We start from the raw sequence: 10,171 nt of genomic DNA on the forward strand, positions 1-10,171 counted from the left end.
GACTAAAAGTTAAAGTAGATAAAGACCGAAGGCTCAGGCAAAAAGGCCATGGAGAGAGCCACCATTAGGCTGACAACGACCACCATCAAAGGACTCTTAAGCAGCTGATCCGTATTGAACTTGATGGTTTCAAGATTGCACTCCACTCCCGTGTAGCCAATCCACTTGCCAAAGTTTGGCAGGGCCCAGATACAGAAAAAGCCAATTAGTAGGAAGGTGATGTGTAGCAGTTGGTTGAGTTCAAAGCTCTGCATGAGCGCTGATGATTGACCCAGCATGGAAAGTACAATCGTATTGGCGGTAGAAAGCTCTTCGGCGCGGAAATAGACCCAGGCAAACACAACGGCGAGGAATGTAAGTATCACGCCAACCATCCGGTGCAACCGAACACCTGGCAGGTAGTGTTGCATAGCGTGATTCACGAGCAGGTAAAAACCGTGCAAGCCACCCCAAATAATGAAGCCCCAGCCAGCACCATGCCACAGGCCACCGATGAGCATTGTGAGCATTAAGTTGATGTAGCGCCGGCTTTCTCCTTTGCGGTTGCCTCCTAGTGCGATGTAGAGGTAGTCGCGAAGGAAGCGTGAGAGCGTCATGTGCCAGCGGCGCCAAAAATCAATGATATTGGCTGCCTTGTAGGGTGAATTGAAGTTGACCGGGAGTTTGATACCTAAGATTAAGCCTAAGCCGATCGCCATTTCTGAGTAGGCGGAAAAGTCGAAATAGAGCTGGAAGGTGTAGGCTAATGCGCCAATCCAGGCCGTTAGTGTATCAATGCTTTCCGGCTCTGCGGCGGTAAAAATCGGGTTGGCGATAAGGGCAAAGTTATCAGCCAATAGGATCTTCTTGAACAGGCCAATAATGAAAAAAATCACGCCGATGCTGATCAGGTGAGGATCGATCTTACGATTTAGTAAGTTCGAGATCTGCGGCATGATCTCTTTGTGGTGAACAATAGGGCCGGCAATGAGCTGAGGGAAAAAACAGACAAAAAGTGAGTACTCATTGAGCTTGTACTGTGCGTCGCGGTATTTGTAGGAGTCCACCAAATAGGCAATTTGTTGGAAAGTGTAGAACGAGATCCCTACGGGGAGTACGAGCTTATCAAAACTAATGTCATTGCCAGTCAGGCCATTGTAGATCCCGCCAAAAAAGTACATGTACTTGAAATAGGTGATAATGGCTAGGTTAAAGATGATGCCAAGCCACATCAGTCGAAAGCTAGTGGTGTCAGAACCACTCTGGATCTTTGAGGAGAGGAAGTAGTTCACTAAAATCGAGCCGACGATGATGTAGGCATGCTCAAGGTTCGGTAGCACATAAAAAATCAGCGACGTGAACAGCAAGCAGTTGACAAGACTAACCTTGCCGCTCTTGGTGCCAAGCCAGATGAACAGCAAGGTTAGCGGCAAAAAGACAAAGATAAATTCAACTGATGGAAATAACACTTCCTTATGCCCCTATTAGCTCAAAGCCCGTTGCTTTTATAAGCAAAGGTTGAAGCTAGGTGAGTAGTTATTTCTTTTTCAATAAAGTAAGGTAAATTGCTGCGTTCGATGTGTTGTGCCAGTGCATTTGCGTACTTTTCTCTCGAAAGCTGCTCGCTGTTCCCTCTCATGGAAGAGGTTCCGCCGCCATTTCGTGAAGCGATCTTCTTATTGGTTTTGTTGCCTTCGATCACAGTGTCGAAAGTCGAGTTAAATCTGTATTCAATAGCGCGGTCGTAATTGTGCTCAAGAAAAACGTGGTTATTTAGAATCTTAGTGTAAGGACTTTGCTCTAGGATAATGCCTGAATCAGCAAATGGATCGGCATTGCTGGAATGATATATAAAGTTGTTTTTAATTATTCCACCGAAATGGGAGAATTTGATATTGGAGTGTTGGTTTTGTTTGAACATGCCAAAGCCGATGCCGCGGTCCGAATCAATGATCATGTTGCCTTCTACTATGGTGCCTTCAGAGTTGTTCCAGATGTGAATTGCATGTTCGGCAATACGCTTACCAGGACTGGCTATGTCTAAAAACAGATTGTTTCGGATTTGCCAGTTTTTAATGCCGTGGGCATCTATGCCGCCAATGTAGTAATTCGGGCCTATGCCTTCGGTATAGCGGAATATGCAATTTTCAACGATACCCGAATGGGAGAAGTTATTGGGCTTGTTGCGCTTGTCGTAACTGACCTTAATTAGTTGTTCGTAGCCGTTTTCGATTATGCAGTTACGAACAATCGGAAAGTTAGCCTGTCGCTCAGAACGAATTTGAATAATGTGATTTGGGCTCTTCTTCAGCGTAATACCATCTAAAACAAAGCCACTGCTATTAACATTAATGAGGTTAATAGCCTTATGGAGCTTAATCATGCCTTTGCCAGCAAATATCACGCTACTGGGATGTTGGGACTTTGATAGCAGCATAATGTTGGGCTGATTTATAGTGATGCCCCTTTTAAATTGATAAATCCCATCAGCAAAGTAAAAGGCTGTCTTAGGCTTCAATTTTTTTAGAGCTAGGATGAATTCCCTGCTAGTTTTGATATCGACAACGCTATAATCTGCGGGAGGTTTGATCTGCATATTTGATGTCAGTAGGTGCGCGTGAGAGTTGGGGATTAACTGACTGGGCTGGTGGTTTTTGAGTTCGTAATTATTCGTTGGGAACGGTGATGAGACCGCGGCAAATTGCTTCGCCTTATTCGCTACTTTGGAAACCGAAGCATCGCCTTTATAAAAGAGAGCGGCTATCAAAGCTACGGCAAAAAAACCAAGCCCAAAACTGAGGCCTAGCAGAAATAAATTGATCATCTTGACAATAAGCTGTCTTAATTGATTAACCATGCTCATTCCGTCTGTACTGAACTACGTGGCAGGGGTTACCATGAGCTATTGAGTTGGCAGGAAGAGCTTTAGTCACGACAGAACCAGCCCCCACGATGCAATTGTTTCCAATATTAGCCATGACCAGAGTTCCGTTGCCCAACCAGCAGTTTTCACCGATAGAAACTTTTTCGAAGCTTCCTCCCTGCTCCCGAATCGGGGTGCTCAGGTCGTCGAATTTGTGTTGCCCTTTGCCGCTCATGATGTGAACGCCACTTCCCAAAAGAGTATTCTTTCCGATGGAACTGCGGCCTATATTACATTGTGGGCCGATATATGCTCCGGAACCGATCTCAGTATCTCGCTGAGACAATAGCGTTCCAAAACAGATGATGGCATCGGGGCTACAGCTGGTTAGCGTAAACCGATAAAATCCCGACCGCAAATAGCAGCTGATTTTGCCGGGCAGTAAGCTTAGTAGCTGACTAAAGCTTGAAATCAACTCGTCTCGATTAGCAATTTGCGCTAAGGCAAAGTAACAAAACGTGACAGGACTAATAAGTATGGCAGTTATAGCGAAAAATATCGGCTTGATTACAACTTTCAACCTCATTGACTAACACCTATAATGTCATATTGTTGCTGTTCGAATTGCTCGAAAAACAGCTTGCTTCGGTCGACTTCACTGCTACCTATTGCTGGTACAAACCACTTAAATGGGCGCAATGCTTCCGCTGCTTCGAACAAAAGTTCTGGTGTCTGGTCATTGCGCGTCAATACTTTTGGATGCACTTCGAGTAATAGTACAACCCTGCTTGCTTGCTTGATTGTGTGGCTGGCTCCGGCAAAAAACTGCATTTCTTGGCCTTCGACATCTAATTTTACAGCCAATCGATCGCTTGGTTCCGGCTGGAGGAGTTTAATCAAACTGTCAAGTTTAAATACTTGTGTTTGCCCTGGTTGCCCATAGCTTATTGAACCGCCATGATCAGATATGGTAGTTGCGTTGCATTGAAGCATTGCTGAACCGTCATAGTCCGATATGGCAGCATTGATTGTGCTCCCGTGAACAGGTAACGCAGCAATATTTTTTTGCAACAGCTGATATGCTGCGGGATTAGGTTCAATTGCGAGAAGTTGCTTGATATTGGGGCAGTTTTGGGCAACGGCCAAAGATACTACGCCCACATCGGCGCCCAGATCGATAAAATCAAAAGGCTGCCCGAAGGCGTTCAACTGTTCCGTAAATGGAATAATTTCTTCGGGATAATATTGTGCAGGGCCTTTTTCGAGCCAAAAGCACCATTGATCCCAAGGCACGTCGAAAGGGCGGCCTGAAAAATAATGGCGAATTACTTTATTTGCCATCATGCGACGTGTTTTTTGCCAAAACCGATATTTGAGCGGAGCATTGCTGCACTGATACCAAGCGATTAACTTATTCAGTGCATAGGGAAGTGGTGAGTATGAGTCTATTCGGTTTCCCACAAGTTCCCCACTTGTTGTATTTCTACCATGGCTCGTTTTAATCTTGTTTTGCTATTTGAACTGGTTCTGGTGGCTAAAATGACGATGGCTCCCGAATCGCGGCCGGAAGTAAGTGTCCTCCATGACTGGTTCAGTTTCACCTCAGTAGCGTTCGCTGACCGATATCTGGGGAGTTGGTACCAGTAATAAAGAGTGAATTTATCGCCTGTTGTTGAAGTGATCTGGTATTCGCCATAGCTAGCTTCACCATTATCGACTAGCCGATGCTTTATTGGCGTAAAATGATCTCTATCGAAAAATTGATTGTGGTAATTGACCAGCTCTTGTTCTTGAATATTTTTCGAGTATAGGGCGATATAAATTTCGACTGCAGGCGCACTCCCGCGGGCTATCCCTTCATAATAATCGTCAGCGTTAACAAAGTTAGGGCGCCAAGAAGATAGTTCGCCCGATTGAAAGTGATTTGGTAGTTTATTTGTATTAATCGCTAAGATTGTCGTTGGCTGATTGGACCGATTTGTTTCATATGCCGTGATAGAGATTGCTGCTATTAACGAAGCTAACAATACACTATAAGAATGCGCTTTAGATGGCCCTGCTCCTAGAGTACGGATCTTAGAAGGAGGCTCCGCCATTGATTGGCGCCAATAGTTACCAACCCAAAATAATAGAAACATCACAATACCAAAGAAGACCCAGCCGTAAAGCAAATGATCAACGCCGGTAGCAAGTTTCATATCGCTAATATAAGCAATTAAAACGATAAAGTAGGCGCGAATGCCATTAGCAATAACTGGCAAAATTGCCGCTATGGCTAAAAATAATAATTGGCGTTTAAGTGAATGATATTGCAGGTGGGCAAACAGGGTTCCTAAAGCAACTGACGCAATCAGATAACGAATACCTGAGCAGGCCACTGCTACTTCAAACATGCCGTTAGGAATTGCTAAATAGAGCCCCTCCCTAAACACAGGAATCCCGGTTGAAGCAAGCAAGAATACCGAAATATCGGCGGTAAAAATTTGCAACTGAGGAACGATCTCATCGCCAATTGGCACCATGAAAAACAGGTAACACAAAGGAAACCAACCAACACGAAAGAAGTCGTGGCCAAGCAATGCCCACACAGCAAAAAATAACCAGCTTATAACTGCAAACTGAGCTGCGATCTGAATGCCCGTCAAGGAACCAGCAAACCACAGAAGACTTGATAGCAATACCGGAATTAATAACAAAGGTACTGGTTTATAGTGAACCTCAGCAAGCATAAAACGCCGGCGCCACATCAACCATAAACTAATTGGCGCGATGATATAGCAGTGCTGAAATGTGTCTGAACTACTCCATGAATTCACCAAGCTGATTAATGTTGCGTTAAATAATGTAAACCAGGAGATCAGTAGGATAGCGATTTGCACTAGGACAAGTTTGGCGAATAATGGCATTAGACTGATTTCTCCAATAGCCGATATAACACGTTCAATTGCTCTTCCCACCGATAGTGGCGAACAATCCAGTCGCGATTTTCTGGAGCATTGGTGCGCTGCCCGAGCTGTTCGACCACTGCGTTAGCAAACGACTCTTCATTATCTTCAATGGCAACGTTACATCCTGTAGTTGTGACTAATCCTTCCATTGCCAAGCTTGTAGCTACAACGGGAATTTCCATAGCCATTGCTTCAAGTACTTTGTTTTGAACGCCACGAGCAATACGCATTGGAGCAATAGAAACCCAGCCAGATTGAATGTAGCTGCGAATATCGTCAACTTTACCCGTGACTTCGATATTGGGAAATGCATCTAATTCGCGGATTTTATCTGAAGGGTTGGACCCTACAACTAATAAGCGCGCATCTTTAATTTGCTTGGTGACGTATGGCCAAACGTGTTTAACAAACCAGCGAACTGCATCGATGTTGGCCCAATAATCCATCGCGCCGGTAAATACGACTGTGGGCGCGGTATTAGTGCGGGAGCTTGATGAGACTAATTGGGGGTCGAAAAATGCAAGGTCAACGCCGTTCGAAACTGCATGAATACGCGAGTGACTGCTGATATTGCTGAGTTGGCAGAACAGATCAACTTCATTGGAGGAAATGAAAACGCTAGCGTTGAACTGCTCAGTGAGCTTTTGTTCGTAGGCAAGCAAAGTTCTAAATTCGCGATTGTAGACCCAGCTCTTGGGAAATGTCTGACTTTTAGCGTATTGACGCCACTTATCTGAATCCAGATCCACAAAATCGACGACACGGTTAAGCTTTTGGTATTGTGGGCTATCAACGTATTGAGCCATGGAAGAACAATAAACCAGAATGTTGCGAATGGAAAAGTTGGCAATTGTATTGTTAACCCACTGAGCCATTTTCGGATCAAAATAGTAGGGTAGTGTAATCGGGTTGCTGCGGCCCATTTTCATTACGCCACGAAATGTGGCATGGCGTTTGTTAAGAGGCTGAACGTACATGCCTTTGACATACTGAGATAACTCCTTGGTGTATGCCATGTCACTTGGTTCATCGACAAAGCAACCGAGGTAAACGTCAAACTTCTTTGATAAGTACGCCAACTGGTTGAATGAGCGTATTTTATCCCCTTTATTTGGCGGGAATGGGATCCGGTGGCACAAATAGAGCAATGGTTGCTTCATGAGTAAGCTCCATATACCCGCCCATGAGTGCACTGGGAATTAAGAAAATTTACTCGAACATTGAATTTCATCATCCTAATGAACTCTCTACCTTAGTCGCCTATCTGATAGGCCTCTGCCATGGTGGACCAAGAAAAATCTTGTAACAGGCGGTTCAATCGAGATTCCATCCGGCTTAGATTTAGATAATGTCGAAACTTAGACTTTAATGGCGCGCCCTGCATCCTTGGCTGCTCGGGATCTAGCTCCCATGGATGAAAGTAAAAGCTGTAGGGCTGTTGCTCTTGTTTCAAAAAGCGAGTGATTAACCGGCGGCTGACGGAGTATGGATACAGACGGAAATAGCCGCCCCCACCAATTGGGATCGAGCGCCCCGATATATACGTTGTGGGAATGGGGATTTCTGTGATTCCCTCTGACCGTAGATGTTTGAATCTTGGCCAGTTGGGGACGCCGTATAGATCGTGTTTTACAGGGTAAGTGCTTGAACTGTAGGTGAAACCGAGCTCTCTGATGACGTCGAATGCCCATTCGTTGCGCTCGTCAAAAGAGAATGAAGGGGCGCGATAACCAATGACTGGTTGGCCGGTTAGATCTTCAAGGAAGTGCTTACAACGTTTTACGTCTTGGGTGAAGGTTTCTTTATCCTGCTCTGTTGCCCGCTGGTGAGCATAGCCATGGCAAGCAATTTCATGACCTTGAGCGGCAATGGATTTGATCAATGCGGGGCATTGCTCGGCAACCCAACCTAAAATAAAAAAGGTAGCCTTAGTGTTGTGATTAGCGAATATTTCTAAGGTTTTTTGGGTACTTTGCTCGACTCGCAACGGAAAGCGATTTCCCCAATCCTTTATATCCACCTGACCAGAAAAGGCTGACACATGGAAGTAGTCTTCCACATCTACAGTCATTGCATTGGTAATTGCAGGGATTTGCTTCATACAGCCACTACTTTTAAACGCCTTTACCGAAAATAACAATTTCTAGGGTTCGCACTAAGATAAGTAGGTCGAGCAAGAAGCTACGGTGTTTAATGTAGTACAAATCAAACTTGAGCTTTTCGAGCGAGTCCTCTTCAGTGCTCCCGTATGGGTACTTTAGTTGGGCCCAGCCGGTAAGGCCAGGTTTCACATTATGGCGTTGGTTGTAATAAGGGATACTTAGCACGAGTTCACGAACAAAGTAAGGACGCTCAGGTCGAGGGCCCACAAAGCCCATTTCACCGCGCAGTACGTTATAAAGCTGCGGCAGTTCGTCTATACGATACTTGCGGATCACGCCCCCGACTTTGGTCACTCGGGCATCGCCTTTGACCGCCATCTGGGCTCCGTGCTTTTCTGCATCGGTTGTCATGCTACGGAATTTGAAGATGTTAAATGGCTTGCCGTTTAGTCCAATGCGCTCTTGTTTATATAGTACCGGGGCTTTGAAGCCATCTTCAAGTTTGATCAACAGGGCCGTCAACAACATAAATGGCCACGTCAAAAAGAGCACAAACAGGGCTAGGAAAGTATTAAATGTCCAGTCAAAGGCGTTGCGCAAGTAGTTGGTTGATTGAAAACCATTGCTATAGATCACCCACGATGGATAAATGAGGTTGACGGCAATTTGCCCTGTTTCTCGTTCAATAAAGTCGAGGATGTCTGTGACTTCAACCCCATGAAGTTTACAGTGAAACAAACTATCAACCGGCAAGTTAGAACGTCTTTCATCCGCAGCAACAACAATCTCGTCAATTTTTTGCTCGAATACATAGGCTTCGAGCGACGTAGTTAATTCAATTATTGGGTCGCTTTCGATGCCTTTTGGAGAGTCGCCTCGCGTTTTGACAAATCCAACTAAATCAAAACTGACCCGATCCGAGCGGCGGCGCATGCGGCGTTCAATAATGCTTGCTCGCTCGCCAGCGCCCAATACGAGTACACGTTGGCGGCCAAGGCTTTGATAGCGCGCAGTCAACGCGAAGTAGCGCAATGTAACCAAACAAATGAAGGCTGCTAAGCATGCCCACTCTCGCAAATTACCAGGCAAAACATCGATTGGTGTAAGGCCATAGATTGCTGTTGAAATGAAATAGCCAAGGGCCACACTGACAAACATCCTGCGGATAATGCCACGAAATGTTTCGCGTATTTTTCGGTTATATAAGCCAACGGAAAGGATGCTAATCTGAGTCGGCAAGATGAACAGAGCAAAGTGACTAATTAGCTGACCTTCCCAGTAAGCGGGCAGCAGATCGGGGTAATAGCTTCGGTCAGCTTCCAACCCTACAAAATAGATGACACAGAGCACCACAAATTCGGCGATGAAAAGTAGTTGCGTCCCTGTGTGTAAGTCGTGAAATCGTGTACGTGCCATGTCGTCCTTGCACTTTATTTAGCTAATTATAATTTAGTTGGGCGCAAATTATGCTGGGGCAATGTTAAAGCATTGTTGTTCAAGGTGCCAGTATGTTGACGCTGCCGGAAATTTGTTCAGATTACTATTTTACATTTTAGTCACTTGAGGATTAAGATGAAGGCTTGGGAGAGGCTTTCGCCTACAATTACAAACGCGTGATGGAATTCGCCATGAAAACAAAACTCCTCAAGTTTGCTGCTGGAATTATTGCCAGTTTAGTTACAGTAATGACCCTTAATGGATGTGTTAGTGGTGATCGAGCTGAATTACCATCAGCCTCTGCACATTCCTCTCTAACAACAAACATCGATGATTACCATTACCTGATTGGCCCTGGTGATAGCTTAAATGTCTTTGTTTGGCGTAACCCTGAAATCTCAGGTTCGTTCGTGGTTCGACCCGATGGCATGTTTACCACATCGCTGGTGGAAGATATTTCAGCCTCTGGACGTACTCCGACTCAACTCGCTCGAGAGCTTGAGAAAGTTTTGAGTACTTACATTCGCGATCCTATTGTGACGGTTACGGTAAGTGGTTTCATTGGCCCATATAGTGAGCAAGTGCGAGTTATTGGTGAAGCGCTTGAGCCAAAAGCAGTCAACTACAAAGAAAACATGACCTTACTGGACTTGATGATTGCTGTAGGCGGTTTGACTGATTTTGCCAATGGCGATGACGCCACCCTTATTCGTGTTGAGAATGGTGCCCAAAGACAGTATTCGGTCAAGCTGGACACGCTAGTTCGAGATGGTGATATCGGAGCTAACGTCGATCTGTTACCCGGCGATATTGTAATTATCCCTGAAGCTTGGTTCTAATCG

Annotated in this window: 9 protein-coding genes; 1 reads left to right on the forward strand and 8 read right to left on the reverse strand. The window is 45.2% G+C overall.

Features of this window, described 5'->3' with window-relative positions; all coding sequences use genetic code 11:
• Nucleotides 1-2 precede the first annotated feature (2 nt).
• The 8 genes from K0504_RS11370 to K0504_RS11405 form a co-directional block, all read right to left on the reverse strand.
• On the reverse strand, nucleotides 3-1,448 hold the full coding sequence (locus K0504_RS11370; RefSeq protein WP_220104317.1) for an MBOAT family O-acyltransferase: 1,446 nt from the start codon (nucleotides 1,446-1,448) through the stop codon (nucleotides 3-5).
• 20 nt (nucleotides 1,449-1,468) lie between these two features.
• On the reverse strand, nucleotides 1,469-2,836 hold the full coding sequence (locus K0504_RS11375; protein ID WP_220104318.1) for a right-handed parallel beta-helix repeat-containing protein: 1,368 nt from the start codon (nucleotides 2,834-2,836) through the stop codon (nucleotides 1,469-1,471).
• Nucleotides 2,829-3,422, reverse strand: a complete 594-nt coding sequence (locus K0504_RS11380; protein WP_220104388.1) for an acyltransferase — start codon at nucleotides 3,420-3,422, stop codon at nucleotides 2,829-2,831. The genes K0504_RS11375 and K0504_RS11380 overlap by 8 nt, the downstream gene beginning before the upstream one ends.
• A gap of 2 nt (nucleotides 3,423-3,424) precedes the next feature.
• The gene (locus tag K0504_RS11385) at nucleotides 3,425-4,303 is read right to left on the reverse strand and encodes an FkbM family methyltransferase (RefSeq protein ID WP_318837966.1); all 879 of its coding nucleotides are present in this window, start codon (nucleotides 4,301-4,303) and stop codon (nucleotides 3,425-3,427) included.
• Nucleotides 4,288-5,748 (reverse strand): exosortase A, encoded by a 1,461-nt coding sequence (gene xrtA, locus K0504_RS11390; protein ID WP_220104320.1) that lies wholly within the window; start codon nucleotides 5,746-5,748, stop codon nucleotides 4,288-4,290. The genes K0504_RS11385 and xrtA overlap by 16 nt, the downstream gene beginning before the upstream one ends.
• Complete coding sequence (locus tag K0504_RS11395) at nucleotides 5,748-6,950, reverse strand: TIGR03087 family PEP-CTERM/XrtA system glycosyltransferase (protein WP_220104321.1); 1,203 nt, start codon at nucleotides 6,948-6,950, stop codon at nucleotides 5,748-5,750. Before K0504_RS11395 ends, xrtA begins: the two co-directional genes overlap by 1 nt.
• 92 nt (nucleotides 6,951-7,042) lie before the next feature.
• A complete protein-coding gene (locus tag K0504_RS11400) occupies nucleotides 7,043-7,891 on the reverse strand; it encodes an XrtA system polysaccharide deacetylase (RefSeq protein ID WP_220104322.1) in 849 nt (282 codons plus the stop codon).
• A gap of 13 nt (nucleotides 7,892-7,904) precedes the next feature.
• Nucleotides 7,905-9,308 (reverse strand): TIGR03013 family XrtA/PEP-CTERM system glycosyltransferase, encoded by a 1,404-nt coding sequence (locus tag K0504_RS11405; RefSeq protein WP_220104323.1) that lies wholly within the window; start codon nucleotides 9,306-9,308, stop codon nucleotides 7,905-7,907.
• Nucleotides 9,309-9,577: 269 nt separating this feature from the next.
• Here K0504_RS11405 and K0504_RS11410 point away from each other — a divergent pair, with 269 nt between their 5' ends.
• Nucleotides 9,578-10,168, forward strand: coding sequence for an XrtA/PEP-CTERM system exopolysaccharide export protein (locus K0504_RS11410; protein ID WP_225918103.1), 591 nt, complete (start codon nucleotides 9,578-9,580; stop codon nucleotides 10,166-10,168).
• The last annotated feature ends 3 nt before the right edge of the window (nucleotides 10,169-10,171 follow it).

This window comes from Neiella holothuriorum (assembly GCF_019457915.1).
Lineage (GTDB): Bacteria > Pseudomonadota > Gammaproteobacteria > Enterobacterales > Neiellaceae > Neiella > Neiella holothuriorum.

Excerpts from the sequence above, each read along its gene's own strand:
- K0504_RS11375 (WP_220104318.1), bottom strand. The coding sequence starts at position 2,836 with ATGGTTAATCAATTAAGACAGCTTATTGTCAAGATGATCAATTTATTT.
- xrtA (WP_220104320.1), bottom strand. The coding sequence starts at position 5,748 with ATGCCATTATTCGCCAAACTTGTCCTAGTGCAAATCGCTATCCTACTG.
- K0504_RS11395 (WP_220104321.1), bottom strand. The coding sequence starts at position 6,950 with ATGAAGCAACCATTGCTCTATTTGTGCCACCGGATCCCATTCCCGCCA.
- K0504_RS11400 (WP_220104322.1), bottom strand. The coding sequence starts at position 7,891 with ATGAAGCAAATCCCTGCAATTACCAATGCAATGACTGTAGATGTGGAA.
- K0504_RS11405 (WP_220104323.1), bottom strand. The coding sequence starts at position 9,308 with ATGGCACGTACACGATTTCACGACTTACACACAGGGACGCAACTACTT.
- K0504_RS11410 (WP_225918103.1), top strand. The coding sequence starts at position 9,578 with ATGACCCTTAATGGATGTGTTAGTGGTGATCGAGCTGAATTACCATCA.